The 26,093-nt window shown below is 65.2% G+C and carries 30 protein-coding genes and 1 pseudogene; 12 read left to right on the top strand and 19 right to left on the bottom strand.

The features are described from left to right. Position 1 precedes the first annotated feature (1 nt). The 6 genes and pseudogenes from WJU21_RS09810 to rsmI form a co-directional block, all read right to left on the bottom strand. Positions 2-115: pseudogene (locus WJU21_RS09810) on the bottom strand (glutathione synthase); the annotation flags it as partial. A gap of 196 nt (positions 116-311) precedes the next feature. Beyond that, positions 312-710: a VOC family protein gene (locus WJU21_RS09805; RefSeq protein ID WP_346323227.1), complete on the bottom strand. Its 399-nt coding sequence runs from the start codon at positions 708-710 to the stop codon at positions 312-314. A gap of 13 nt (positions 711-723) precedes the next feature. Next, a complete protein-coding gene (locus tag WJU21_RS09800) occupies positions 724-1,494 on the bottom strand; it encodes an ArsR family transcriptional regulator (RefSeq protein WP_346323226.1) in 771 nt (256 codons plus the stop codon). Positions 1,495-1,555: 61 nt separating this feature from the next. Next, positions 1,556-2,503 (bottom strand): glutathione synthase, encoded by a 948-nt coding sequence (gshB, locus tag WJU21_RS09795; protein ID WP_346323225.1) that lies wholly within the window; start codon positions 2,501-2,503, stop codon positions 1,556-1,558. Between the two features lie 42 nt (positions 2,504-2,545). After that, positions 2,546-2,914, bottom strand: a complete 369-nt coding sequence (locus WJU21_RS09790; protein ID WP_346323224.1) for a YraN family protein — start codon at positions 2,912-2,914, stop codon at positions 2,546-2,548. A 24-nt stretch (positions 2,915-2,938) separates the two neighbouring features. Next, positions 2,939-3,811, bottom strand: coding sequence for a 16S rRNA (cytidine(1402)-2'-O)-methyltransferase (rsmI, locus tag WJU21_RS09785; RefSeq protein WP_346323223.1), 873 nt, complete (start codon positions 3,809-3,811; stop codon positions 2,939-2,941). Positions 3,812-3,862: 51 nt separating this feature from the next. On the opposite strand from rsmI, the gene WJU21_RS09780 reads away from it, so the two are divergent. Further along, complete coding sequence (locus WJU21_RS09780) at positions 3,863-5,164, top strand: penicillin-binding protein activator (RefSeq protein WP_346323222.1); 1,302 nt, start codon at positions 3,863-3,865, stop codon at positions 5,162-5,164. Between the two features lie 180 nt (positions 5,165-5,344). Here WJU21_RS09780 and hemW read toward each other — a convergent pair whose 3' ends face one another. The 3 genes from hemW to rph are packed head-to-tail and all read right to left on the bottom strand — an operon-like array spanning position 5,345 to position 7,819. Then, the gene (gene hemW / locus WJU21_RS09775; protein ID WP_346323221.1) at positions 5,345-6,514 is read right to left on the bottom strand and encodes a radical SAM family heme chaperone HemW; all 1,170 of its coding nucleotides are present in this window, start codon (positions 6,512-6,514) and stop codon (positions 5,345-5,347) included. After that, positions 6,501-7,100, bottom strand: a complete 600-nt coding sequence (rdgB, locus tag WJU21_RS09770; protein WP_346323220.1) for an RdgB/HAM1 family non-canonical purine NTP pyrophosphatase — start codon at positions 7,098-7,100, stop codon at positions 6,501-6,503. Before rdgB ends, hemW begins: the two co-directional genes overlap by 14 nt. Continuing rightward, entirely contained in the window at positions 7,100-7,819 is a 720-nt protein-coding gene (gene rph, locus WJU21_RS09765) for a ribonuclease PH (RefSeq protein WP_346323219.1), read from the bottom strand. Before rph ends, rdgB begins: the two co-directional genes overlap by 1 nt. 123 nt (positions 7,820-7,942) lie before the next feature. Between rph and hrcA the strand changes: the two genes are divergently transcribed. The 5 genes from hrcA (at position 7,943) to pyrE (ending at position 11,325) form a co-directional block, all read left to right on the top strand. Beyond that, positions 7,943-8,980, top strand: coding sequence for a heat-inducible transcriptional repressor HrcA (gene hrcA / locus WJU21_RS09760; protein ID WP_346323218.1), 1,038 nt, complete (start codon positions 7,943-7,945; stop codon positions 8,978-8,980). A 7-nt stretch (positions 8,981-8,987) separates the two neighbouring features. Beyond that, entirely contained in the window at positions 8,988-9,551 is a 564-nt protein-coding gene (gene grpE, locus WJU21_RS09755; RefSeq protein ID WP_346323217.1) for a nucleotide exchange factor GrpE, read from the top strand. Beyond that, positions 9,548-10,144, top strand: coding sequence for a hypothetical protein (locus WJU21_RS09750; RefSeq protein ID WP_346323216.1), 597 nt, complete (start codon positions 9,548-9,550; stop codon positions 10,142-10,144). The genes grpE and WJU21_RS09750 overlap by 4 nt, the downstream gene beginning before the upstream one ends. A 62-nt stretch (positions 10,145-10,206) precedes the next feature. After that, on the top strand, positions 10,207-10,608 hold the full coding sequence (locus WJU21_RS09745) for a hypothetical protein (protein WP_346323215.1): 402 nt from the start codon (positions 10,207-10,209) through the stop codon (positions 10,606-10,608). A gap of 126 nt (positions 10,609-10,734) precedes the next feature. Then, positions 10,735-11,325: an orotate phosphoribosyltransferase gene (gene pyrE / locus WJU21_RS09740; RefSeq protein WP_346323214.1), complete on the top strand. Its 591-nt coding sequence runs from the start codon at positions 10,735-10,737 to the stop codon at positions 11,323-11,325. Positions 11,326-11,512: 187 nt separating this feature from the next. On the opposite strand, the gene WJU21_RS09735 is transcribed toward pyrE, so the two are convergent. After that, positions 11,513-11,935, bottom strand: coding sequence for a cupin domain-containing protein (locus WJU21_RS09735; protein ID WP_346323213.1), 423 nt, complete (start codon positions 11,933-11,935; stop codon positions 11,513-11,515). Between the two features lie 185 nt (positions 11,936-12,120). Here WJU21_RS09735 and dnaK point away from each other — a divergent pair, with 185 nt between their 5' ends. The 3 genes from dnaK (at position 12,121) to dapB (ending at position 16,164) form a co-directional block, all read left to right on the top strand. After that, positions 12,121-14,043, top strand: a complete 1,923-nt coding sequence (gene dnaK, locus WJU21_RS09730) for a molecular chaperone DnaK (protein ID WP_346323212.1) — start codon at positions 12,121-12,123, stop codon at positions 14,041-14,043. 66 nt (positions 14,044-14,109) lie between these two features. Next, a complete protein-coding gene (gene dnaJ / locus WJU21_RS09725) occupies positions 14,110-15,249 on the top strand; it encodes a molecular chaperone DnaJ (protein ID WP_346323211.1) in 1,140 nt (379 codons plus the stop codon). 108 nt (positions 15,250-15,357) lie between these two features. Next, positions 15,358-16,164 (top strand): 4-hydroxy-tetrahydrodipicolinate reductase, encoded by an 807-nt coding sequence (gene dapB / locus WJU21_RS09720; RefSeq protein WP_346323210.1) that lies wholly within the window; start codon positions 15,358-15,360, stop codon positions 16,162-16,164. Here dapB and WJU21_RS09715 read toward each other — a convergent pair. Further along, positions 16,154-16,624 (bottom strand): DUF2244 domain-containing protein, encoded by a 471-nt coding sequence (locus WJU21_RS09715; RefSeq protein ID WP_346323209.1) that lies wholly within the window; start codon positions 16,622-16,624, stop codon positions 16,154-16,156. The genes dapB and WJU21_RS09715 overlap by 11 nt on opposite strands. A 56-nt stretch (positions 16,625-16,680) precedes the next feature. Between WJU21_RS09715 and nth the strand changes: the two genes are divergently transcribed. Beyond that, positions 16,681-17,313, top strand: a complete 633-nt coding sequence (gene nth, locus WJU21_RS09710; RefSeq protein WP_346323208.1) for an endonuclease III — start codon at positions 16,681-16,683, stop codon at positions 17,311-17,313. A gap of 3 nt (positions 17,314-17,316) precedes the next feature. On the opposite strand, the gene WJU21_RS09705 is transcribed toward nth, so the two are convergent. Both WJU21_RS09705 and WJU21_RS09700 read right to left on the bottom strand, forming a co-directional pair. Continuing rightward, positions 17,317-17,835: a hypothetical protein gene (locus WJU21_RS09705; RefSeq protein WP_346323207.1), complete on the bottom strand. Its 519-nt coding sequence runs from the start codon at positions 17,833-17,835 to the stop codon at positions 17,317-17,319. Further along, positions 17,822-18,502, bottom strand: coding sequence for an EI24 domain-containing protein (locus WJU21_RS09700; protein ID WP_346323206.1), 681 nt, complete (start codon positions 18,500-18,502; stop codon positions 17,822-17,824). Before WJU21_RS09700 ends, WJU21_RS09705 begins: the two co-directional genes overlap by 14 nt. A gap of 100 nt (positions 18,503-18,602) precedes the next feature. Here WJU21_RS09700 and WJU21_RS09695 point away from each other — a divergent pair, with 100 nt between their 5' ends. Then, entirely contained in the window at positions 18,603-19,586 is a 984-nt protein-coding gene (locus WJU21_RS09695) for an adenosine kinase (RefSeq protein WP_346323205.1), read from the top strand. 21 nt (positions 19,587-19,607) lie between these two features. Here the strand turns inward: WJU21_RS09695 and WJU21_RS09690 are convergent, their stop codons facing one another. Next, the gene (locus WJU21_RS09690) at positions 19,608-20,486 is read right to left on the bottom strand and encodes a phytanoyl-CoA dioxygenase family protein (RefSeq protein WP_346323204.1); all 879 of its coding nucleotides are present in this window, start codon (positions 20,484-20,486) and stop codon (positions 19,608-19,610) included. An 11-nt stretch (positions 20,487-20,497) separates the two neighbouring features. Beyond that, positions 20,498-22,933 carry a TonB-dependent receptor gene (locus WJU21_RS09685; RefSeq protein ID WP_346323203.1) on the bottom strand — a complete coding sequence of 812 codons (2,436 nt, stop codon included), beginning with the start codon at positions 22,931-22,933 and terminating at the stop codon, positions 20,498-20,500. Positions 22,934-23,149: 216 nt separating this feature from the next. On the opposite strand from WJU21_RS09685, the gene WJU21_RS09680 reads away from it, so the two are divergent. After that, positions 23,150-23,866: a TetR/AcrR family transcriptional regulator gene (locus tag WJU21_RS09680; protein ID WP_346323202.1), complete on the top strand. Its 717-nt coding sequence runs from the start codon at positions 23,150-23,152 to the stop codon at positions 23,864-23,866. A 63-nt stretch (positions 23,867-23,929) separates the two neighbouring features. On the opposite strand, the gene WJU21_RS09675 is transcribed toward WJU21_RS09680, so the two are convergent. The 4 genes from WJU21_RS09675 to hisF form a co-directional block, all read right to left on the bottom strand. Further along, positions 23,930-24,502 (bottom strand): sigma-70 family RNA polymerase sigma factor, encoded by a 573-nt coding sequence (locus WJU21_RS09675; protein WP_346323201.1) that lies wholly within the window; start codon positions 24,500-24,502, stop codon positions 23,930-23,932. A 110-nt stretch (positions 24,503-24,612) separates the two neighbouring features. After that, on the bottom strand, positions 24,613-24,978 hold the full coding sequence (locus WJU21_RS09670; protein WP_346323200.1) for a histidine triad nucleotide-binding protein: 366 nt from the start codon (positions 24,976-24,978) through the stop codon (positions 24,613-24,615). Then, the gene (locus WJU21_RS09665; protein ID WP_346323199.1) at positions 24,975-25,298 is read right to left on the bottom strand and encodes a phosphoribosyl-ATP diphosphatase; all 324 of its coding nucleotides are present in this window, start codon (positions 25,296-25,298) and stop codon (positions 24,975-24,977) included. The genes WJU21_RS09670 and WJU21_RS09665 overlap by 4 nt, the downstream gene beginning before the upstream one ends. A gap of 9 nt (positions 25,299-25,307) precedes the next feature. After that, positions 25,308-26,075: an imidazole glycerol phosphate synthase subunit HisF gene (gene hisF, locus WJU21_RS09660; protein ID WP_346323198.1), complete on the bottom strand. Its 768-nt coding sequence runs from the start codon at positions 26,073-26,075 to the stop codon at positions 25,308-25,310. Positions 26,076-26,093 lie beyond the last annotated feature (18 nt).

Here is a 26,093-nt window from a genome sequence, read left to right as displayed (position 1 = left end):
CCTACATCCGCACGCGCCGCGCCTCGATGGCGTCCCACACCAGGCCGGCGATGTTGGAGTCCTTGAAACGGTCGAATTCCTGGATGCCGGTGGGCGAGGTGACGTTGATCTCCGTCCGGTCGACCCGTTCCCGGGCGTCGAGACGCGGTCACGGGCCTTGTACCTGTCGTCGGCGCGCTCGCCGATCAGCGCCCGGTAGACCGACGTCGCCAGCCGGGCGCGTCCTGCACGGACACCGCATCCATAATGCGTCTCCCCTCAGAGCCCCGGCGGACCGAGGATACGCCGTTACGGGGCCGTTCGAAACGGCGTCAGGCGGACGGGAAAGTAGCGGGCTGGAAAAGCTCGACGACGTTGCCGGACGGGTCCAGCAGCAGAATCTGCTTGCCGCCAGGCCCTTCGAGGATGTCGTTTCGGAACCTTGCCCCGGCAGCGCGCAGCCGCGCAACCTCGGCGTCGATGTCGCCGACGATCAGGTGGATGCGGTTCCAGCCGCCCGGTCCCGGCATCTCGCCATCGGGCATGGGCCGACCCGCGGAGCTGTCCGGTCCGCTGAGCAGCAGCCGCAAATTGCCCCTCGCGACATCGGCAAAGACGGGTACGATTTTCGTCAGCACCTCGAAGCCCAGGATGCCAGTGTAGAAGTCGAGCGCCTCGGCGACGTCGCCCACCATGTAGCGGACGCTCACCATGTCACGGGGGTCGGTCATGGCTTCCTCCTTGTCAGGGGGTGGATGTTCGGTCGGCCATCGCTGCCAGCAGGAAATCGACGCGGACCGACAGTTCGGTTGCGGTCTGGCGGAACAGCCTCCAGGTGGCCTCGTCTGGTTCGCCGGTCACCGGGTTGGGGATGCTCCAGTGGATGTTCTTCGGATGGCCGGGAAATTCCGGGCACGCCTCGCGGACCTTGTCGCACAGGCTGATGACCCGGTCGAAGCGCTGGCCGGCGAACACATCCAGGTGCTTGGAAGCGTGGCCGGCGAGGTCGAGGTTGAATTTCTCCCGCATCACCCGCGCCGCGCTGGGATGCAGTGGCTTGGGATGGCTGCCTGCGCTGTGCGCCTCGACCGCGCCGCCGGAGCGAGCCCTCAGCAGCGCCTCGGCCATCTGCGACCGCGCGCTGTTGCCGGTGCACAGGAACAGAACTCTGGTTGGCCCGACCGCAGCGTCGTTCCGCGCCGGCGGGCCGAGCCGGAGCCCGGGATGCAGCGCACCGCCCGCGGCCGAGAGCAGGACGCCCAGGCGAGCGAGATCGAGGCCGTAATAGGTGTCCCGACGATCGGCAGCGCTGCGCCTTGCGAACACCAGGCGCGCGTCGCGCAGCTTGGCCAGGTGGTACGACACCAGGTTCTGCGGCTCGCCAACCAAACCGGTCAGCTCCTGCACCGCGCGGTCGCTCAGGGCCAGTTCGCTCAGCAGCCGCCAGCGCAGGGGATGTCCGGCAAGCTGCAGGAATTCGGGCGGGGCAAGATCAGGGTGATGCTGCGGGCTCATATCCCGCTTTATACATCAATCAAGATTGATACATCAATTCAAATTGATGTATAGGCCCCTCCTACATCCGCACCCGGCGCGCCTCGATGGCGTCCCACACCAGGCCCGCAATATTCGAATTATCGAAGCGGTCGATTTCCTGGATGCCGGTGGGCGAGGTCACGTTGATCTCGGTGAGGTAATCGCCGATCACGTCGATGCCGACGAAGATCAGGCCGCGCTCGGCCAGCGCCGGGCCGATGGCCTCGCAGATTTCCTTTTCGCGCCGCGTCAGCGCCGATTTCTCGGCCTTGCCGCCCACATGCATGTTGGAGCGGGACTCGCCCTGGGCCGGCACCCGGTTGATGGCGCCCACGGCGCGGCCGTCGACGATGATGATGCGCTTGTCGCCCTGGCGCACCTCGGGCACGTAGCGCTGCACCACGATGGGCTCGCGGTAGAACTGGGTGAACATCTCGAACAGGGCGTTGAAGTTCTCGTCCTCGGGCTTGACCCGGAACACGCCGGCGCCGCCATTGCCGAACAGCGGCTTCATGATGATGTCCTGGTGCTCGCGGCGGAACTCCTCGATGTCGCGCTTGGCGGCGCTGATCAGGGTGGGCGGCATCAGGTCGGGGAAGCGGGTGACGAACAGCTTCTCCGGCGCGTTGCGCACATGGTGCGGATCGTTCACCACCAGCGTCTTGGGGTGGACATGCTCGAGCAGGTGGGTGGTGGTGATGTAGCCCATGTCGAAGGGCGGGTCCTGGCGCAGCAGCACCACGTCGAAGGTGGCGAGGTCGATGGTCTCGCCCGCGCCCAGGGTGAAATGGTTGCCATGCTCGCGCCGCACCTCCAGCGGGTGGACATGGGCGATGACCCGGTTGTGCGCGAAGGTCAGGTCGCGGGGCAGGTAATAATACAGGCCGTGACCGCGCCGCTGCGCCTCCAGCGCCAGCGCGAACGTGCTGTCGCCATCGATATTGATGCCGGCGATGGGGTCCATCTGTATGGCGACGGCCAGGCTCATTCCAACAACTCCATATTGTTCGGGACCTGAATGTCCCGGTGGCTACTCGTATCCCCAGGCGCCGGGACTATGGGTCGGCCAGCTTCGGGGTGCAATCGTCATGATATCGAACCGCATGTCCAGCGCGGCCAGCGCCGGGTGGGCGGCAATATACACGGCGGCCGCCTGGCGCACCCGGCGCCGCTGCTTCGGGGACACCGCCTCGATGCCGGCGCCGTGGCTGGCGCGCGCCTTGACCTCGACGAACGCCACCACTTTTCCGCGCCGGGCGACGATGTCGGCTTCGCCCACCGGGGTTTTCCAGTTGCGCGCCAGGATACGGTAGCCCTTCAGCCGCAGAAACCAGCAGCACAGCGTCTCGGCCGTGCGCCCGGCGCGGAACGCCTGCCGGCGCTGCGCCGTCGTCCTCATACGCCGTCCCTCATGCGCCGTCCCTCATTCGCCCTCGGGCCCCTTGGACAGCACGACGGCGCGGGCATAGACCTGCCGGCGCGGCAGCTTGAGCATGAAGGCGACGGCGCTGGCCGCCTCCTTCACCGACAGGTCGCGCAGGGCGGCGCGCAGGGCGGCGTCCATATCGGCGGCGTCCGGGTCGGCCTCGTCGGGCGGGCCGATCACCAGCACCACCTCGCCGCGCGGCGGCCCGTCCTTGTGATAGCGCGCCGCCAGCTCGGCGGCGGTGCCGCGCACCGCTTCCTCGAAGTGCTTGGTGAGCTCGCGGGCGACGACCACCGGACGGTCGGGCGCGATCGCCGCCAGGTCGGCAAGGGACGCAGGCAGCCGGCGGGCGGATTCGAACACCACGACGGTGCCGGGGAGCCGCAACGCCTCGTTGAGCGCATTCTGGCGCGCCACCTGCTTTTCGGGCAGGAAGCCGCCGAAGCTGAACCGGTCGGTCGGCAGACCGGCAAGGCACAGCGCCGCCAGCACCGATGACGGGCCGGGAATCGGTACAACCTCGACGCCTTGGGCGATGGCCGCGCGCACCAGCTTGAAGCCGGGGTCCGACACCATCGGCGTGCCCGCGTCGCTGGCCAGCGCCACCGCCTCGCCCGCCTTGATCCGGTCGATCAGCCGTTGCCGGTCGTCGTCGCTGCTGTGGTCGTCATAGCGCTTCATCGGGGTGGCGATGACATAGCGGTCGAGCAGCCGCCTGGTGATGCGGGTGTCCTCGCAGGCAACGAGAGCGGCCGCGCGCAGCACATCGAGCGCGCGCAACGTGACGTCGCGCAGATTGCCGATGGGGGTGGCCACAAGGTAAAGACCGGGCGTCAAATTGACTTGGCCGTCCGGGGCTTCCATAGTCATGGGCTGTTCCTGCTCAGACCGATCAGGCCTTTCCGACACGAGCCCGCCTGCATGACGTTCTTCCGCCTGATTCGAAACCATGTTTGCCCGCTTTTGCTGGCGGCGTCCATGCTGGCGTTGAGCGCCTGCGGCGGCGTCCGCGAGGAAGTCGTGGCGCCGCCGCCACCGGTGGTCGTCGCCCCGCCGCCGCCGGAGGAGCCGCCGCCGCTGGTGCAGGAGCGGCCGGACAAGTATTTCGAGAAGGGGTTCACCAAGGTGGGCCTGCTGCTGCCCCTGTCGGGCCGCAACCAGGCGCTGGGCCAGTCCATGCTGGACGCGGCGCAACTGGCGCTGTTCGACGTGCAGGATCCCACCATCGTGCTGCTGCCCCGCGACACGGAAGGCCCGAACGGCGCCGCCGGCGCGGCGCAGGACGCCATCGACAACGGCGCCCAGATCCTGCTCGGCCCGATCTTCGCCGATTCCATCCGCGCCGCCGGGCCGGTGGCGCAGCAGTACCGCGTGCCGCTGGTGGGCTTTTCCACCGACCGCACCGTAGCCGGCAACGGCATCTACATCATGGGATTCACGCCGCAGCAGCAGGTCTCCCGGATCGTCGCCTATTCCATCGACCAGGGCTGGACACGGCTGGCCGCGCTGGTGCCGCAATCGGCCTACGGCACCATGGTGGCCGAGGCGCTTCGCGATGCCGCGTCCCGACATGGCGGCACCGTGGTCGCCATCGAGACCTTCCCGGAGGTCGAGGAAGAACTGGCCGGCCCGATACAGCGGCTGGCGGCCCGCAAGGTGCAGGTGGCCTCGGACGAGCCCCTGCCGCCGCCGGTTCCCGGCGCGCCGCCCTATGTGCAACACCCGGTGTACGAATATCAGTTCGACGCCGTGCTGATCGCCACCGGCGGCGGATTGCTGCGGACGCTGGCGCCCATGCTGCCCTATTACGACATCGAACCCGAAAAGGTGCAGTTCCTGGGCACCGGCCTGTGGGACGACGCCAGCCTGAAGACCGAGCCGGCGCTGGCCGGGGCGCTTTATGCCGGTCCGTCGCCGGAGACCGGCGTGACCTTCTCGAACCATTACGGCCGGGTCTATGGCGGCACCGCGCCCCGGGTGTCGAGCATCGCCTATGACGCGGTGGCGCTGGTCGCGGCGCTGAAGAAGATGCATCCGGACCGGCCGTTCACCACCGCGTCGCTGACCGACGCCAAGGGCTTCGCCGGAATCGACGGCGTGTTCCGCTTCAACCGCGAAGGCGTCGCCGAACGCGGCCTGGCCGTGATCCAGATCACCCCGTCGGGCATGACCGCCGTCGACCCGGCGCCGCAGGAATTCAGCGCGCCGGTCGCGCGGCCGTAAATCATTGAGCATAAAATAAAATCGTCATCCCCGCGCATGCGGGGACCCAGCTCTTCGTAGAGCACCGGGCCTCGCTCAAAAAGGGTTGGTTCCTTCGTGATTGATGCGCACGATGGCCTCGTACCCTTCCCCATCTGGGTTCCCGCGTGCGCGGGAATGACGATAATGGAGGGATTGAGGCTAACCCAGCAACCGCCGGATCACTTCATTGAGGACGGGCCAGGCTTGGGGCATCGCCGTCAGCGCATCGGGCGTCCGCTTCAGCATACCCTGATCGAGCAGCATCGCGAGCGAATCCCCATCGACCACAGTCTCCAGCGGCCCGCCGGAAATCGCCGCCAGCCGCGCCAGGTCGACGCCTTCGGCCGTGCGCAGGCCCATCATGACCATCTCCTCGGCGCTCTCGGCGGCCGGGACGGCGTTCATCACCTCGGTGCCGTGGCCCTGCGCCTCGACAAGGTCGAGCCAGGTCTCGGGCTTGCGGCGCTGGGCGGTCGCGGTCACGGCGTCCAGATGCAGCCGGCCATGGGCGCCGGGACCGATGCCGGCATATTCGCCGTAGCGCCAATACGTCATGTTGTGCCGGCTTTCGCCGCCGGGCACCGCGTGATTGGAGATCTCGTAGGCCAGCAGGCCTGCCGCACCGGCCATGGCCTGGGTCGTCTCGTAAAGCTCGGCGGACGTGTCCTCGTCGGGCAGCACCAGCCGGCCGTCGCGGAACGCCGCATGAAAGGCGGTGCCTTCCTCGATGGTGAGCTGGTAGAGCGACAGATGATCGCCGGCCAGTTCCAGCCCGCGCGCCAGTTCAGCCTGCCATAGCGGCACCGTCTGGCCCGGCCGGGCATAGATCAGATCGAAGCTGTAGCGGGGAAAGGTGTCGCGGGCGAGCGCCACGGCATCCAGCGCCTGCGCCGCGCTGTGGCCACGCCCCAGCGCCTTCAGGTCGGCGTCATTGAGCGCCTGCACGCCCAGCGAGACCCGGTTGACGCCGGCTTTCGCGTAGGCAGTGAAGCGGCCCGCCTCGACACTGGTGGGATTGGCCTCGAGCGTGATTTCGGGATTGGCCGCATAACCCCAGCGCTCGCCGATGCGGCCGATCACCGCAGCGGTGGTCTCGGGCGCCATCAGCGACGGCGTGCCGCCGCCGAAGAACACGCTGGTGACGGTACGGCCGGGCGTCAGCGCCGCGTAATGATCGATCTCGCGCAGCAGGCCCGCGCGCCAGCGCTCCTGGTCGACGGCCTCACGCACATGGCTGTTGAAGTCGCAATAGGGACATTTCGCCAGGCAGAACGGCCAGTGGACATAGACCGCGAAGCCGGGATCGGCGCCGGAGTCAGAAGCACGCATCGATCAGCTGCCGGAATGCCACGGCCCGGTGGCTGATGGCGTGCTTGTCGTCCGGGTCCATCTCGCCGAAGGTGATGTCGTAACCATCGGCCCTGAAAATGGGATCGTAGCCGAAGCCGCGGCTGCCGCGCGGCGGCCACACCAGATCGCCGTGCACCTTGCCCTCGAAAGTCTCCACATGGCCGTCGGGCCAGGCAAGGGTCAGCGCGCAGGTGAAATGCGCCCGGCTGCCATCCTTGCCGGCTTGCTGAAGCAGGTCGTGGACCTTACGCATGGCAACGGCGAAATCCTTCGTCTCTCCGGCCCAGCGGGCGGAATAGATGCCCGGGTCGCCGTCCAGCGCCGCCACCGACAGGCCGGAATCGTCGGCCAGCGCGGGCAGGCCCGAGGCGGTCGCGGCGGCCAGCGCCTTCAGCTCGGCATTGGCTCGGAACGTCGCGCCGGTCTCCTCCGGCTCGGGCAGGCCCAGCTCGCCCGCCGAGACCGCGTCCACATCATGGGGACGCAGCAGATCGCCTATCTCGCGCACCTTGCCCGGATTGTGGGTGGCCACGACGAGACGGCCGCCGGCAAAGCGCCGCGCCATCACTCGATACCGAGCGCCTGGCGCTGATAACGGGCCAGATCGGCGATGCCCGCCTTGGCGAGCGACATGAGGTGCATGAACTCGGCCTCGGAGAACGGCTCGTCCTCGGCGGTGCCCTGGATCTCGACGATGCCGCCCGATCCGGTCAGCACGAAGTTGGAATCGGCCTGGGCCTTGGAATCTTCCAGATAGTCCAGGTCGAGGACCGGCTGGCCGTTGAAGATGCCGCAGGAAACGGCGGCCACCTGGTCCGACAGCGGGATGGCCTCGATCAGGCCCTGGGCCAGCATCTTCTGGAAGCAGAGATGCAGCGCCACATAGCCGCCGGTGATCGAGGCGGTGCGGGTGCCGCCATCGGCCTGGATCACGTCGCAATCGATGACGATCTGACGCTCGCCCATGGCCTTCATGTTGGTGACCGCGCGGAGCGAGCGGCCGATCAGCCGCTGGATTTCCTGGGTGCGGCCGGTCTGCTTGCCGCGCGCCGCCTCGCGCGAGCTGCGCGTATGGGTCGAGCGCGGCAGCATGCCGTATTCCGCCGTCACCCACCCGCTGCCCTTGCCGCGCAGGAAGCCGGGCACGCCCTCGTCGAGCGAGGCGGTGCACAGCACGTGGGTGCCGCCGAAGCGCACCAGGCACGAGCCTTCCGCATAAGCGGAAAAGCCGGTCTCGAGCGAGATGGGTCGAAGCTGGTCGGGTGATCGGCCGGATGGACGCATGATTTTTTCCCGTCTGGATTTGTCGGAGCGTTCTAGTCCGTGTATCCGGCCGCGTCCAGCCGCACGACGACAAGCGCCCTCTCCATATTGGACCGGACGCGGGTTTGCATACATAGTCGGGTCATGATCGACGAGCTGAACGAACGAACGCGCAAGATCCTGCGCGGCATAGTCGAAGCCTATCTGGAGACCGGTGAGCCGGTGGGCTCGCGCACGCTCGTCCAGCGCCTGGGCCTGAACCTGTCCTCGGCCAGCATCCGCAACGTGATGGCCGACCTGGAGGACGCCGGGCTGCTTTATGCACCGCACACCTCGGCCGGGCGCTTGCCGACCGAGCGGGGCCTGCGCATCTTCGTCGATGGCCTGCTGGAATTCGGCAATCTGAGCAGCGACGAGCGCAACGCCATCCAGGGCCGCATCGGCTCGGGTGGCCAGACCATCGACGGCGTGCTGCAGCAGGCGTCGTCGCTGCTGTCGGGCCTGTCGCATGCCGCCGCGCTGGTGCTCGCGCCCAAGCTCAACGTGGCAATCCGGCACATCGAATTCGTCAGCCTCAATCCGGGCCGGGCGCTTGCCGTGCTGGTGACCGAGGACGGCCAGGTGGAGAACCGGATCATGGAGGTGCCCACCGACATGATGCCGTCGACACTCCGGAGCGCCGGCAATTATCTGAATGCGCGCATGACCGGCCGCACGCTGGACGAGGCCAAGGCGTTCATCCTCGCCGAGGTGGGCGAACACCAGGCCCAGCTCGACGCCCTGTCGAGCAAGGTGGTCGAGGACGGACTGGCGATCTGGACCGGCACGGACGAGAGCAACCAGACCCTGATCGTGCGCGGCCAGAGCCACTTGCTGGAGAACCTGGAGGCCGGCGAAGACCTGGAACGCATCAGACGGCTGCTGGAAGACCTTGAAAACAAGCGCGACTTCATCCATTTGCTGGACCTGGCGAAGGAAGCCGAGGGCGTTCGCGTCTTTATCGGCTCGGAAAACCAGCTGTTCAGCCTCTCGGGCTCGTCGCTGATTCTGGCCCCCTACGCCAACGAGCAGAGAAACGTCATCGGTATCCTGGGCGTTATTGGACCAACCCGGATCAACTATGCGCGGATCGTGCCGATGGTCGACTACACCGCCCGCGTCGTGGGCCGGCTTCTGAGTTGAGGATGTGATGAACGACGAAAACGAAAATCCCGAAACCGGCCAGGAAACCGGCGACACCGATCCCAGCGAAGCGGTGGATCTGGAAGCGCGCCTGGAACTGGCCGAGGCGCAGATCGCCGACCTGAAGGACAAGATGCTGCGCGCCGTGGCCGAAGCCGAGAACGTGCGCCGCCGCGCCGTGAAGGACGTGCAGGACGCCCGCAATTACGGCATTACCGGCTTTGCCCGCGACCTGCTGGCGGTGGCCGACAATCTGGGCCGGGCGCTCGACGCACTGCCCGAGGGCGCCGAAAAGGACGAGTCGTTCGGCAGCTTTGTCGAGGGCGTGCAGCTGACCGGCCGCGAACTGGCCAATGTGCTGCAGCGTCACGGCGTGAAGGAAGTGAGCCCGCACGGCGAGAAATTCGACCACAATTTGCATCAGGCCATGTTCGAGGTCGAAGATGCCGACCAGCCCCACGGCACCATCAACCAGGTGCTGCAGGTGGGCTATACCATCGGTGACCGGCTGCTGCGCCCCGCCATGGTTGGCGTGACCAAGGCGCCTGCGGGCACCGCCGCCGGGAAATGACCCCGGCGCGGTACGGCGGCGAGACCATCGCCGCTGGCCATGCCGCCTTCCGCGACCTGATCGACGACGATATCGAGGCTGTTGTCCGTTACTGGTTCGACAGCGGCGACGATTACCTGGCGTTCATGGGCATCGACAAGGCCCGGCTCGGCACCGAGGACGACACACGCGCCCGCTTCCGCCGGGCGCTGCGCACCGGCGATCCGGACCAGCGCTCCATGGCGTTCGCCATCACCCTCGACGAGACCTTCGTGGGCTACACCCTGCTGAACCGCTACACGCCGGACAGCAACTTTTCCCACTGGCACCTGACCGACCAGCTGGCCCGCAAGACCGGCATCTCGACAGCGCTCTATCCACACCGCATCGCCATGTATTGCCAGGTCTGCGACATGAACCGCCTGACCCATCAGACCCGGCCGCGCAATATCGGCGTCAACCGGATGCTGGACAAGTTCGTGCCCATCGCCGAGACGGTCTGGGTGGAGAACCCGGACGGAATCGCCGGGCCGGGTGAGTTCAATCACCGGCACGTGACGCGGGCGGATGTGCCCAAGTTCTTTAAAAGACTGAGGGAACTATCTCACAGCTGACGAATGCTCGAAGATGAGATATCCTGGTGTGGCATCTATATTTGGTGGCGTGGGGGGTATTCATGAGCATGCGGTTGCATTTCCAATCCGAAGCCTTGTACGACACTGAAGTTGTCGGACCCGCGGACGAGGAAGACTATTTGGAGCAGGGCGGCAAGTTTGTCGCCGAACTTCTGGAGGCCCGATTACCTGCGAAAGGCTTTCCGATCGACTACATCATCAAGGAAGACTGGGGATGGTGCGTCTCCCTCAAGAATCCTGGCTTTGATCTCTGGGTCGGTTGCGGCTATTCGGGTGAAGGCGATTATGGTCTCCACTGTTTTGTGAAACCGGAACAACCGCGATTGTGGCACTTCTTTAAACGTGCCGATGTCGCCAATCGCATAGCCGCGCTCAAGCAGGCTGTCGAGGAGATCCTGAGGGCTAGCGGGCAGGTCAACGGCTTGCAATGGCTTGAAGATTGACCCCAAGGGCCGCACCAGAACTCCACCATCTTGCCATCTTCTGAATGCTCGTGGTGCGCAGCGGGCGTTGCCGCTCTCCGGCTGGGCTGATATGACCTGTCGAGTTCCCCAGCACCGAGGTTCGCCATGTCCGATACCGCCAGCCTTGCGCCCAACCCGGCGCGCCTTGCCGAGATCATCCGCGCCAAATCGTTCGGCATGGGCAAGATCATCAGGCTGGCGTCGGGGCGCGAGAGCAATTTCTACTTCAACATGAAACCGACCATGCTGGACCCGGAAGGCTCGGCGCTGATCGCCGCCGCCTTCGTCGAGGTGCTGCAGCGCGAAAAGCCCGATTTCATCGCCGGGCTGGAGCTGGGCGCTGTGCCGCCGCTCGCCTGCGCCACCATGGCGAGCTGGCTGGCCGGCGCGCCGGTGCCCTGCCTGATCGTGCGCAAGCAGCCCAAGGAGCACGGCACCCGCCTGCCCATCGAGGGCCTGCCGTCCGACGACGCGCTGAAGGGCGCGCGCGTGCTGATGATCGAGGACGTCACCACCACCGGCGGCTCGGTGCTGAAGGCGGTGCGCACCATGCGCGAGATGGGCGCGCAGGTTACCAAGGTGCTGACCATCGTCGACCGCCAGGAAGGCGCCGCCGAGGAACTGGCGAAGGAAGGCCTGGAGCTTCTCTCGGTGTTCAGGGCGGAGACGTTTCTGGGATACAAGCCGCAAGTCTAGGCCGCTGCATCAGCCCGTCATTCCCGCGCACGCGGGAACCCAGATGGGGCAGGGAACGAAGCCCCTCAATGGCTCGGTCACGAAAGATCTTTTTCGTGGTACGGAGCCCTTCCGCAGTCGGCCAGTTCTACGATCACCTGGGTCCCCGCGTGCGCGGGATGACGGGTATTGTTGTGTTTTCAAAGCCTTACCCCTCTCCCGGCCGCCAGCCTTCCGGGGCCATCTCGAAGCCTGAGAACTCGAAGCCCGGCGCCACCGTGCAGCCGACCAGCGTCCAGTGGCCCTGGCTTTCGGCCGACTGCCAGGCGTGCGGCGGGATAACGGCCTGGGGAAGCTGGCCCAGGTCGAGCTGGTTGCCGAGAACGCTTCGGGTGACGGTGACGCCGTCGGCCGATATGGACAGCAGCAGCGGCGCGCCGGCGTAAAAGTGCCAGATCTCGGTGGCGTCGACCCGGTGCCATTGGGCGGCCTCGCCGGCACGCAACAGGTAGTAGATCGAGGTCAGGGGGCTGCGTCCGCCACCGGCCGCGCGGTGGGTTTCGCGGTAATGCCCGCCTTCGGGATGCGGCAGCAGTCCCAAGCGCTCGATCACGGCATCGGCCTCGGTCATGAGCGCTCTCCGGCAGGAATCAAGGCATTTGGAAGATTCACGAATTTCAAGTCACGGGTGGTTGTAGCCCAATTTCCGCTTCACTATATAACGGCCGAACCAAAATTCGAGACTCCCGAGGGGGTCGGCGCGGTGCACGAGGTGGCTGCCCCGGTCCGCCATAAGGAAAAAGAGGAGAATACACCATGGCTAAAGTTATCGGCATCGACCTGGGTACGACGAATTCCTGCGTGGCCGTCATGGACGGCAAGAATCCCAAAGTCATCGAGAATTCCGAAGGCGCGCGCACCACGCCGTCGATCGTCGCCTTTACCGGCGATGGCGAGCGGCTTGTGGGCCAGTCGGCCAAGCGCCAGGCCGTTACCAACCCGGAAAATACCTTCTTCGCCATCAAGCGCCTGATCGGCCGCACCTTCGAGGACCCGGCGACCAAGAAGGACATCGACATGGTCCCCTACAAGATCATGAAGGCGGACAACGGCGATGCCTGGGTGGAAGCGCGCGGCGACAAGTACAGCCCGAGCCAGATCAGCGCCTTCATCCTGCAGAAGCTGAAGGAAGACGCCGAGAAATATCTGGGCGAGACCGTTACCCAGGCGGTCATCACCGTGCCGGCCTATTTCAACGACGCCCAGCGCCAGGCGACCAAGGACGCCGGCAAGATCGCCGGCCTGGACGTGCTGCGCATCATCAACGAGCCGACGGCGGCGGCGCTCGCCTATGGCCTGGACAAGTCCGAAGGCAAGACCATCGCGGTCTATGACCTTGGCGGTGGCACGTTCGACATCTCGATCCTCGAGATCGGCGACGGCGTGTTCGAGGTGAAGTCGACCAACGGCGACACCTTCCTCGGCGGCGAGGATTTCGACATCCGCCTGCTGAACTACCTGGCCGACGAGTTCAAGAAAGAGAACGGCATCGACCTGCGCAGCGACAAGCTGGCGCTGCAGCGGCTGAAGGAAGCCGCCGAAAAGGCCAAGATCGAGCTGTCGAGCACGGCCCAGACGGAAGTGAACCTGCCGTTCATCACCGCCGATGCCAACGGCCCCAAGCATCTGACCATGAAGCTGACCCGCGCCAAGCTGGAAGCCCTGGTCGAGGAGCTGATCGAGAAGACCATGGGTCCGTGCAAGGCGGCGCTGAAGGATGCGGGCCTGTCGGCCGGCGAAATCTCGGAAGTGGTGCTGGTCGGCGGCATGACCCGCATGCCGCGCGTGGTCGAGCGGGTGAAGGAATTCTTCGGCCGTGAACCCCACAAGGGCGTGAACCCGGACGAAGTCGTCGCCATGGGCGCGGCCATCCAGGCCGGCGTGCTGCAGGGCGACGTCAAGGACGTGCTGCTGCTCGACGTGACCCCGCTGTCGCTGGGCATCGAGACCCTGGGCGGCGTGTTCACCCGGCTGATCGACCGCAACACCACGATCCCGACCAAGAAGAGCCAGATCTTCTCGACCGCCGAGGACAATCAGACGGCGGTGACGATCAGGGTCTATCAGGGCGAGCGCGAGATGGCCTCCGACAACAAGATGCTGGGCCAGTTCGACCTGGTCGGCATTCCCTCGGCGCCGCGCGGCGTGCCGCAGATCGAGGTCGCCTTCGACATCGACGCCAACGGCATCGTCAACGTGACCGCCAAGGACAAGGGCACCGGCAAGGAGCAGCAGATTCGCATCCAGGCCTCGGGCGGTCTGTCCGAGGACGACATCCAGCGCATGGTGAAGGATGCCGAGGCGAACGCCGACGAGGACAAGAAGCGGCGTGAGATGGTCGATGCCCGCAACAACGGCGAATCCATCGTCCATACCGCCGAGCGTCAGCTCGCCGAGCATGGCGACAAGGTGGCCCCGGGCGACAAGCAGGCCATCGAGGACGCCATCGCGGCGCTGAAGACCGCGCTGGCGGGCGAAGACCTGGCCGAGATCAACACCCGGACCGAAACGGCGCTGCAGGCGTCGATGAAGCTGGGCGAGGCGATCTACAAGTCGCATGAGGCCGAGCAGGCACCTCCGGCCGGCAGCGGCGGTCCGCAGGACGGCCAGTCCGGTGACGGCGACGACATCGTCGATGCCGACTTCGAGGAAGTCGACGACGACAAGAACAAGTCGTAAAACGGCGCGAAAGGGCGGCAGGGACTCCCTGCCGCCCGCTGGTTTCAGGTTTCCAGGGACGAATGGATGGGCAAGGTTTGTTACTACGAGATGCTCGGTGTGGCGCGTGAAGCGTCCGACGGAGACATCAAGAAGGCGTTCCGCGCCAAGGCCATGGAGTGTCATCCCGACCGCAATCCCGGAGACGGCAACGCGGAACACAAGTTCAAGGAACTCAACGAGGCCTATGACGTCCTGAAGGACCCGCAAAAGCGGGCCGCCTACAACCAGTTCGGTCACGCGGCGTTCGAGAACGGCGGCGGACGCCAGGGCGCGGGCGGTTTCGACTTCAATGGCTCGTTCAGCGATATTTTCGAGGATCTGTTCGGCGGCGCCTTCGGCCAGCGCGGCGGCCAGCGCCGTGGCGGTCCGCAGCGCGGGTCCGACATGCGCTACGATTATGCGGTGTCGCTGGAAGAGGCGTTCACCGGCAAGCAGGCCGAGCTCGCCCTCAATGCATCGGTCGCCTGCGAACCCTGCGCCGGCAGCGGCGCGGCACCCGGTTCCCGGCCGGTCGAGTGCCCGACATGCCGCGGCATGGGCAAGGTTCGGGCCCAGCAGGGCTTCTTTACCATCGAGCGGGCCTGCCCGACCTGCCACGGCGCCGGCCAGACGGTGAGCGATCCATGCCCGTCGTGCCATGGCGCGGGCCACGTCAACCGCGAGAAGACGTTGTCGGTGGCGATTCCGCCCGGCGTCGAGAACGGCACCCGCATCCGCCTGTCCGGCGAGGGTGAGGCCGGAACCCGCGGCGGTCCGGCAGGCGATCTGTACATCTTCCTGTCGGTGAAGCCGCATCGCATCTTCGAGCGCGACGGCATCGATCTGCATCTGAGCGTGCCGATTCCCATGACCACGGCGGCGCTGGGCGGCTCCATCGAGGTGCCGACCATCGACGGCAAAAAGGCCAAGGTCGCGGTGCCGGAAGGCACCCAGACGGGGCGCCAGTTCCGCCTGCGCGGCAAGGGCATGCCCCGCCTGCAGCGCGGCGGCGTGGGCGACCTGTTCGTGCATGTGGGCGTGGAGACGCCGGTCAACCTGACCAGGGAACAGGAACGGCTGCTGCGCGAGTTCGTGGCCGCCGGCGGTGGCAACCAGTCGAGCCCCGAATCCGACGGCTTCTTCGCCAAGGCGAAGGAGTTCTGGGAGGATCTGGTCAAGGATTAGGTTCGGCCACTTCCGATTTCGTGGTAAACGGCGGCGGGGTTTTCCCGCCGTTTCCTTGTGGGTCCAGACCCCACACGGCGCAGCGGGCACATATTGGGAGAAGGCGAGATGACCGATCTTGCAATAGGTATCCTGGGCGGCGCGGGACGGATGGGCCGGGCGCTGGTGCGCGCGGTGACCGAGGCAAAGGGCGCCAGGGTCATCGGCGCCGTCGATGCGCTGGGCAATCCCGACATCGGCAAGGATCTGGGTGTGCTGTCCGGCCTTGATGCGCTGGGCGTGGTGCTGACCGACGACGTAAGCGCCCTGTTCGGCAGGGCCGACGTCATCATCGACTTCACCGTACCCGCGGCGACCGTGGAGAATGCGCGCATCGCCGCAGCCACCGGCACCGCCTATGTGGTCGGCACGACGGGCCTGTCGCCCGAGCAGCAGACGACCGTTGCCGAGGCGGGCAAGCGCGCGGTCGTCGTGCAGGCCGCCAATTTCTCGCTGGGCGTCAACCTGACCGTCGCGCTGACCCGGCGCCTCGCCGAGGTACTGGACGACAGTTTCGATATCGAGATCCTCGAGATGCATCATCGCCACAAGGTGGATGCGCCATCGGGCACGGCGCTGGCGCTGGGACGCGCCGCCGCCGCCGGGCGCGGCGTGGACCTGGACGCGGTCGAGGACCGGGGCCGTGACGGCATCACCGGCGCCCGCAAGCGCGGCGGCATCGGCTTCGCGGTGCTGCGCGGTGGCAACGTGGCCGGCGACCATACCGTGATCTTCGCCGCCGACGACGAGCGCATCGAACTCAGCCACAAGGCCGGCGACCGCATCATCTTCGCCCGCGGCGCCGTCCATGCGGCGCTGTGGACGGCCGGGAAGACGCATGGCCATTACACCATGCAGGATGTTCTCAAGCTGTAGCCGGCCCGCGGCGCAGATTGCGCAGCGCCCCGTCAAGCGCCGCACGAAAGCTTTCCTTCTCGTGCTCGACCAGGAACCGGCCCAGTTCCATGGACTTGCCGTGGGAGCGCAATATCAGGCAGCCGTCGTCATCGACCAGCACGCGGGACCAGTAGGGCTGGAAGAGCGTGCGCGTCTCGGCGCCGCCGGGCGCGACCTGGATCACTTCGAGGTTGCCGCCGCCAAGCACGATCCGCTCGTAACGCTCGCCGTCGCGGAAATTGACCCGGAAGGCGATATAGATCAGCACCGCGTCGAGACCGAGAAAGCCGAAAACCGGCCAGGCCCCCATCAGCACGAAAACCATGCCGCCGACAAAACTGATGCCGCCCACCACGATCATCACGATCAGGAAGGCCCTGCGGCTGAGCGACCGGTGCGGGTGCAGCACCGCGTCGAAATCCACGGCGGAATCGGTCATCAGGAAAACATAGGCCCTCGCTTGCCCGTCCGTCATGCGGCATTAAGATGGCCCCCATGAAAAAGGCCGATATCGACGAATTTTTCACCCGGCTGCAGGGCGCCGACGACGCGCCGCGCACCGAGCTCGACTACGTCAATCCCTACACGCTGCTGGTTGCCGTGGTGATGTCGGCGCAGGCCACCGACGTGGGGGTGAACCGGGCGACCGGGCCCCTGTTCAAGGTCGCCGATTCGCCGGAGAAAATGGTCGCGCTGGGCGAAGAGGCGGTGCGCGAGCACATCAAGACCATCGGCCTGTTCAACGCCAAGGCAAAGAACGTCATCGCCCTGTCGCAGATCCTTCTCGACAAGCATGGCGGCGAGGTGCCGCGCGACCGGGACTCCCTGGAGGCGTTGCCCGGCGTGGGCCGCAAGACCGCCAATGTGGTGCTGAACGTGGCGTTCGGCGAACCGACCATCGCCGTCGACACGCACATTTTCCGCGTCGGCAACCGCACCGGCCTGGCGCCCGGCAAGACGCCGCTGCATGTGGAGACGAAGCTGAACAAGGTGGTGCCCGACCGGTTCAAGCTGAACGCCCATCACTGGCTGATCCTGCACGGCCGCTATATCTGCAAGGCGCGCAAGCCCGAATGCCCGAAATGCATCGTCGAGGATCTGTGCGCCTACAAGGCGAAGACCATCTAGCGGCTATTTCGGCGCCGCGGGTACCGGATCGCCCGGCGAATAGACCGGCGTGCCGGTCAGCGGCTGACCGGGAATGACGACGGGGCTGGCGGACGGCAGCGCCGTGGCATTTGCCGGCGTGCCCGGGCGCGGGCCGGTGAGGCAATTGGCCGCATCGTTCTCATGGCCCGGCAGCATGTGTCCCCGGGCGTATTTCACCTTTGGCCGGCCCCTGCCGTCCTTCGGGTCGTAGAGCACCACCAGCAGCACGCAGGCGTCGTCGGCATATTGCCAGACCTGGGCCGGCGGTTCCTTGCGCAGCAGCCGGGGCTGGCCGTAGCGGGCGCGCACCCCGTCCTCGTCCAGGTCCATCAGTTCCCTGGCGCGGGTTTCGATACTGGGAACGACAGGCTTTGCGGCGGCCGCGGAGGTCTGCTGGGCGGCCGGTGCCTGAGCCGCGTCCTTTTTCCTCCGGGCGTCCGCGGCGTCCGCCGTCATGGCGACGATCGCCGCCGCCAGCACCAGGGTCCTATGTCCTCGCAACCGTCGTCACTCCCTTGAACACGTGCACCATCAGCGCCGTTCCGACCAGCGGCGCCACCAGATTGAGCACCGGAACGCCAAACATGATCGCAATGAGGCAGCCGGCCAGGAAAATCCGCCCGGTGGAGCGTCGCCTGAGCGCCCGTTCCGATGCGGCATCCATATGCCGTGCCGCCACCATCCCGAAATATTCGCGTGAGAGCAACCATCCATTCAGCGCCAGGTAGAACGCCGCGGCAAGGGGCGTGAATGGCAGCAACACGAGATAGACCGGCAACGCCAGGAGATTGGCGGCGAGCAGCCGCAGGCCCGCCCGCACGCCCTGCCACGCCCCGGCGAGCAGCGGCAGCGCCCGGCCTGGCGGCTCGGCCGGATAATAGCGGCGCTCGGTGACCTCGGCGATGTCATCGGCGAACAGGCCGACCACCACGCTGGCCAGTGCCGGAAACAGCAGCAGGGCGCCGAACAGCGCCGCCGCCACGCCCGCCACGCGGATGATCCAGTCCAGCACCCGGTGACTGCTGCCCGGCAGCATGCCAGCCAGCTCGAGCCCGGCCCAGAATGCAAGGGCGGCCAGCGGCACGGTCAGCAGCAGAACCTTCAACGCCGTCGCCCAGAAGGCCGGCACGGCGAACAGGCCGAAGCTCTTGCGCAGCGCGTCGATCATGCTGGAAAGGACATGGCTGAAGGGACCCTTGCACCGTGCGGTTGCACGCCGGAGGGCCCAGCCTATACTCGGCCCAACGCAACCGCCAGAAAGTCCCCCCATGCACGAAATCGATGTTGTCGGCATCGGCAATGCCATCGTCGACGTTCTCTGCCAGGCCGATGACGCCTTCCTCGAGCGCCACGATCTGACCAAGGGCGCCATGATGCTGGTCGATGCCGAGCAGGCCAGCCGGCTCTATGCCGCCATGCCGCCGGGCGTCGAGGTCTCGGGCGGCTCGGCAGCCAACACCATGGCCGGCATCGCGGCGCTCGGCGGCAAGGGCGCGTTCATCGGCAAGGTGCGCGATGACCAGCTTGGCGAGGTATTCGCCCACGATATCCGTTCGATCGGCCTCAGCTTCATGACCCCGCCATTGCTGGAAGGCGCGCCGACCGGACGCTGCCTGATCGTGGTGACGCCGGATGCGCAGCGGACCATGAACACGTTCCTCGGCGCGGCGATCGACCTGACCGCCGAAGACATCAATCCCGAGGTGATCCGCGCTGCCAAGATCACCTATCTGGAAGGCTATCTCTGGGACCCGGAAGCCGCCAAGGCCGCCTTCCGCAAAGCGCTGGACGTGGCCCATGCCGGCGGCCGCAAGGTGGCCCTGACCCTGTCGGATTCTTTCTGCGTCGACCGGCACCGGGACGAGTTCCGCGCCCTGGTCGACCAGGTCGATATCGTGTTCGCCAACGAGGCGGAAATCCTGTCGCTTTATCAGGTCGCCACCTTCGACGAGGCGCTGCACGCGGTCCGGAAAGCCGGGACGCTGGCCGTGCTGACTCGCTCCGAGCAGGGTTCGGTGATCCTGGACGGCGACGACGTGCACGTGATCGGGGCCGAACGCGGCGTCAACGTCCTGGACACCACCGGCGCGGGCGATCTCTACGCCGCCGGTTTCCTGGCGGGCCTGACCAGCGGCAAGCCGCTGGCGCAATGCGGCCGCATGGGCGCCATCGCCGCCGCCGAGGCCATCAGCCACATGGGCGCCCGTCCGCAAGTCGACCTCGCGGCGCTGGTTGCGGAAAAGCTTGGATAGACGGTCTTAACCCCGGCCGCCTCAAGTGTAGTAGTCGGCACGCTGGTTCGCCGGCAACGGCCGCAGTTTCGGGTAAAGCGGATGACGGAGCGGGTCGCCGGCTTTCAGTTGCAGTGAAAGCCCCGGCGTTGCCGGTGCCGTCCTGCGCGAGGCAGGACGGGATGCATAGACTACATCATCGCCAAAGCATCGAACGGACAGTGTACGCCGCACCCGACCCTCATTCGTCTGGCCGCCACCGTGGAGCAGTCCCGGATGAAAGACGACCACATCGCCCGGCTCGATAGCCCACGACACAATGTCCCATTTGTCTCGCTGGGCCTCGATGTCCGGCAGCGGTGGGAATTCCTCGCCGTAATATGGCGCCGTCGGATCGTCCGCGACCGAAGGGTTGAATCCATCGAACAACGGTTTGCGATGCGAACCCACGACGAATTCCAGGGATTCGTGCTTGGGAATGGTGTCGAGGGTAATCCACATGGACGCAAGTTGATTGCCCGCGACCGGCCAATAGGTCAGATCCTGATGCCATGGTGTGCGGTTGCAATGTCCGCCTTCCTTGACAAAGACGTGATCGAACAACAGCCATACATTTTCCGAACCGATCATTCGCCCAAGCATGTCGACGATTGGCGAATCATAAAGCAACCGCTGGAACTCGGGCGTCACGCTGAAATTCCGGGTCGCATCGAGAAACTCGCCCGGCTCTCCGGCAAAGAACGTGAATTTGTGGGGACTGAAGTTTCCCAGGACCCGTTGAATGCCCAGTTCGATCAACGCCAGCCACTCCGGGTGGATGGCCTGACGCAGGAAGACCACGCCGTCGCGCTCGTACTGTGCCACCACCTCCGGCGTGATCTGACTTTTCCAGGCCTGCATCGGGTCATCCTTCACGGACATGTCTCTCTCCCTCAGTGAAAGCGATAGGTCAGCTGGAACATGACTTCCCGGCCACGCTGCACACCGACGGTGACGTCCGAGAAAGTCTGTCCGGGCGTGCCTGCCGGCAAGCCCGACGATCCGCCGGTGAGCGGCCTGCCGAGGCCGGTAAAGGCAATGGCCTCATTGGTCAGGTTGCGGCCGATGACCGCGAATTCCCAGTGATCCATGGCATCGCGCACCCGTACGCTGGCATCAAGCAACACAAAGGACTTCTGCATGGCGCCGGGTGAGGCCTTCTCGTCCAGCAGGTACTGGTCGGAGTACGCGGCATCTCCGGTCAGCGTCAGGTTCCAGTTATCATCAACCGGCATGTCGTAGCTGAAGCCCGCGCGGAATGTCCATTCCGGCGCCTTCAGCAGCTTCTCTCCTGAACGATCCTGCGAGGTAAAGCGACCATTGGACGGGTTTGGAACCCGGTTACAGCCTGCTTCAATGGACTGCCCGGAATAGCAGCCCACGAGAAAGTCCACGTAGTGTCCGTTGTTGTACGAAGCCGCCCCGCGCAAGGTCAGGCCGTCGGTGGCCAGCCAGGTGATCTCGGTTTCAATACCGGTGGTGCGGGCTTTACCGGCGTTGCGAATCTTGAACTGGGTGGTTTCCGTGTCCAACTCCTGCACCTGCAGGTTTTCGAAGGTGTAGCGGTAGGCCGTGGCGTTGAACTGCAGCGTGTCGTCCAGCAGGCTGGTCTTGGCGCCGATCTCGAAACCGTTGGAGGTTTCGCTCTTGAAGGTCAGGTCTTCCCGCTCGGCGCTCGAGTTGGTCAGCAGGAAACTGTTGTCGAAACCGCCTGACTTGAATCCCTGCCTGTAGGCGCCGAAGAACGTGAGTTCGCCGGTTGGCCTCCAGGTCAGTGTGGCTTGGGGCGACACGTTGGAATCCTTGAACGTGTTCTGCAGGCTCCGGTCCGTCAGCGCGCCGCGCAACAGGCTGTGCACGTAGGTCGACTGAAGGTCTGAATCCTTGGTCTCCCGCGTATATCGGGCACCGCCCGAGAATTCGATGCTTTCGGTGATATCCCAGGTGGCTTCCGCGAACGCCGACCAGGTTTTGCCGGTGGTCGTCGATATCTTGTCGTAGGACCAGTACCTGCCGGTGAGCGGATCGCGAGGAGCCGCAAAGATGCGCGCCGAGTTGCGGAACGAAAAATCGACGTCCTGGAAATATGCACCGAACAGGAAATTCACCGGCCCGTCGAACGTGGTGACGGCGCGCAGTTCCTGGCTGAAGGCGCCATGACGCTCATTCTCGTAGACGCCGACCTGGCCTTGCGCCGAGAACTCCGAATTGCCCATATACTGGTTGTCATACCATGTGTAAGCGGTGATCGAGGTGAGGACGACGTCCTCAAGCGTGTAGTCGGCCTGGAAGGCTGCCGAGAATGACTCGAATTCAGACCACTGCTCGCCGCCTTTCTTCCTGAATGCTTCCGGCTCACCAGAGAGCAGTTCATCCGGGAAATCGGCCAGTGACTGAGTGAAGTTCTGCTTGCAGTCGTCAAACGGGTCGTTCACGCCGAAGATCGGCTGCGGTTGCCCGTTGGGTCCGTAACAGACCTTCTGTTGCAGGGTGCTGTAGCGGCTGGCATCCGTATTGCGGGCAGCCGATACCTTCAGCTTGGCCTCGAAATTATCGTTGGGCGTGAACTTGAGGGTGACCCGGCCAAGATATTCCTTCTCATTGGGTAGCCGCTTGTTGAGCGCGCCGGGAATAACGAATCCCAACGGATCCTCACCGACGATCGGCTCGGCCTGATTGCGGATGAAGCCTCTGAGCTGGGAATAGCGAAACGCGATCCGAATGCCGAACGTATCCGAGACAGGCATGGAACTGACGACCTCGGTCACCAGCTCGCGGGCCTCGATCTCATAACCGACGCGGCCATAGCCTTCGAATTCCGAGCCCGGGTCGGCTGTCGTCAGCGAGATCAGACCGGCCGAATTGTTTTTGCCGAAATAGAGGGCCTGCGGACCCTTCAGCACTTCGACGCGGTCCACATCGAAATATCCCTGCTGGACCCAGCGGCCGCGCGCATACGAGACGCCGTCGACGACGATGCCAACCGCCGGATCGAAGCCGGCGCTGCCACCGTTGGTGCCGATGCCGCGCAAATGCAGGGTCGGACCGCTTCCGCTGATACCCCTGCCGACGATCAGATTGGGTGTCTCGGTGCTGACCTTCTCAAGGTCGTTGAGATTGTACATGTCCAACGCCGCTCGATTGAAGCCGGTGGCCGCAACGGGAACCGCCTGCAGCGATTCCGCGCGCTGACGGGCCGTGGTTACAACTTCCTCGATGCGTTTATGTGTCGAAACAGCGTCAGGCCCCGAACTCTGTGCGGCAACGCTGGTGGCAAATGTTGCCGAGCAAATCAGGGCTGCAATCGCCCCTGAAGGCAGGCGTTTCATCATGACTCTCCCCATTATTTGCACTGCGGCGTCTCCCCAGACTCGCGGCGCATCCAAATTTAGAATACATACTCGGGTTCTAATTTGGTAATAAAAAGCCGTCTGGCCGCTTCAGTTTGCCCGTAAATTGGCGCTGTGCATAACCGATCAACGTGCAACAGTAAGCAGGCGCCGCATTGACCCGCGATGCAGATGAGACGGAAAAACCACCTTCACATGAACTTAGGCCAGACAACAAAATGGAACCTCGACTCGAAATGGGTTGTTCCACCGCAGCAGGCCCGCAGCCGCAAAACGCTTGAGGACATCCTCGGCGCCGCGGAAAAATTATTCACCGCCAAAGGCTACGAAAACACCGCGATCAGCGACATCGGTACCCTGGCCGGCGTTTCCACTGGATCGATCTACAGCCGCTTTGCCGACAAGGATTCGATTCTGCAGGTCATCCACGACAGCTTTTCAAAGGCCCTGACCGATACCTCGGCCGATGCCTTTTCTCTGGAGGAGTGGCGCAACCACAGCGCGGCCGAGATCATCATGGCCATGGTGGACCGCTTCTTTTTCGCCTACCGCAACTATCCGGGCATCCTCTGCCTGATCGAGCGTCAGCGGCTGGTCAATCCAGCGGTCGATGAACGCGCGCGGAAGTGGAACAACCTGTCGATCGCCAGATTCCAGAGCCTGCTCACCGGCCATGCGGACGAAATTCCTCATCCGGACACCGACCATGCGGTTACGGTGGTCCATTATCTTCTGCATCAGACGCTCGCTATGACAGCCCTGTTCGAGCAGGAAAAGGCTTCACCGCCCTTCCGGCTGGCGGATGACCGGTTCGAGCGTGACATGATGCAGATGGCGCTGCGCTTTTTCGGATTGCCGGACGACACCGGCACCTGGACGCCGCATGCCTGGCAGCGTCTGATCGGGTGGTAAGATGCGGATCAGGATGATCTCTGTCCCAGCGCCCGCACCTTGATGCGCCAGATCGGACAGGCCTCAGTCGGCTTGACCGGCTTCGGGGCCCTCGCCGTCCAGCAATTGCTGGAGTTCGGATCGGGCGCGGCTGACGCGGCTCTTGATGGTGCCGATGGCACAGTCACAGATGCTGGCGGCCTCCTCGTAGGACATGCCCGCCGCTCCCACCAACATGAGCGCCTCGCGCCGCGACGGCGACAGCTTGTCCAGCGCATCGCGCACCGCCAGCAGGTCCATGTGGCCGGGTTGAGCGGCCGGGGCCACCATATCGGGTTCGTTGCCGGTGGATTCCTGCTCGAACTTCCGGCGGCGCAGGCCACTGAGAAACCTGTTGCGCAGGATGACGAAAATCCACGCCTTGAAGTTGGTGCCCGCCTGGAACCGGTCGCGCGCCGCCCATGCGCGCAGCAGTGCATCCTGGACAAGGTCATCGGCCTGGGACGGCGACCGGCACAGGCTGCGCGCATAGCCGCGCAGATGGGGCACCACGTCCTCAAGCAGACGCGCGAAGGCGCCGTCGGAATGCACGGAGACCTCGGCGGCACCGTGCCCAACCGTCTCCACTTCGTCCGCTGCTTCGGCCCTGCGCTTCATCAAACCCTCGACGCCCAACAACCCGTGGTTGTCCTTCACGGGTCGATAACGTCCGTGTGAGGGAAATGTGTCCGAAGAAGTTCGGGAAACGGAAAACGCCGGCCTTGAGCTCAGGCCCTGACCAGCATGGGTCCGAGTCGCTTGCCGCCAAAGATATGGATATGCAGATGCGGCACTTCCTGGTGCGAATCAGGGCCGTGATTGGCCAGAATCCGGTAGCCGGGCTCGGTCAGCTCCAGGTCGGCCGCGACCTTGCCGACGGCGCGGAAGAACCCCAGCGTCAGGTCGTCGGGCGCGTTGGCGGTAAAGTCCGCCATGGAGACGTAGGGCCCCTTGGGTATGACCAGAACGTGAATCGGCGCCTGGGGGTTGATGTCGTGGAACGCCAGGGCATGGTCGTCCTCGTAGACCTTCTTGCAGGGGATTTCACCGCGCAGGATCCGGGCGAAGATGTTGTTCTGGTCGTATGCCGTCATGTCGTCCTCGCCTTCTTTTCCTCGATGCCGGAAATGCCCTCGCGGCGCGCCAGCTCGGCGAACACCTCGTCGGGGGTAACCCCCTTGGCCGACCACAGCATCATCAGATGGAACAGCAAATCGGCGGATTCGGCCACGGTCTCGGTCTTGTCCTTGGCGACGGCGGCGACGATGGTCTCGATGGCTTCCTCGCCCATCTTCTCGGCGATCTTGTTCAGGCCCCGCTCGTGCAGCCGGGCCACATAGCTTTTCTCCGGATCGCCGCCCTTGCGGGACTGAATCGTCGTGAACAGCCGGTCGATCATGTGTTCCTGGGCCATGCCGAAACCTTATGGGTCGATGGGGCGGATGGCAACGCCCGCGGCCGCCATGTGCTGCTTGGCCTGGGCGACCGAATAGGTCCCGAAGTGAAAGATCGAGGCGGCCAGCACCGCGGTGGCGTGGCCGTCACGGATTCCCTCGACCATGTGATCGAGCGTGCCGACGCCGCCCGAGGCGATCACCGGAATGCGCACCGCATCGGCGACGGCACGGGTCAGCGGGATATTGAAGCCCTGGCCGGTGCCATCCCGGTCCATCGAGGTGAGCAGGATCTCGCCGGCGCCGTTGGCTTCCATATGGCGCGCGAAGGCGACCGCGTCGATGCCGGTGGCGGTGCGGCCGCCATGGGTGAAGATTTCCCAGCGGCCCGGCGCCACCTGCTTGGCGTCGATCGCGACGACAATGCACTGCGAGCCGAACTTCTCGGCCGCCTCGCGGACAAAATCAGGGTTGTTGACGGCGGCGGTGTTGATCGAGGCCTTGTCGGCCCCCGCCAGCAGCAGGTTGCGCACATCGTCGACGGTGCGGATGCCGCCGCCGACGGTCAGCGGCATGAAGCACTGCTCGGCGGTGCGGCGGACCACGTCCAGGATGATGCCCCGTTTCTCATGGCTGGCGGTGATGTCGAGAAAGCACAGTTCGTCGGCGCCGGCAGCGTCATAGATCTTGGCCTGCTCGACCGGATCGCCCGCGTCGCGCAGATCGACGAAGTTGACGCCCTTGACCACCCGGCCATCCTTGACGTCGAGGCAGGGAATGATGCGCGCCTTCAGCATGTAAAGAGCGCCCCCAAA

The organism is Emcibacter sp. SYSU 3D8, assembly GCF_039655875.1.
Lineage (GTDB): Bacteria > Pseudomonadota > Alphaproteobacteria > SMXS01 > SMXS01 > RI-34.
Note: the sequence above shows the minus strand (reverse complement) of the source record. Positions and strands in the feature narration are given on the sequence as shown.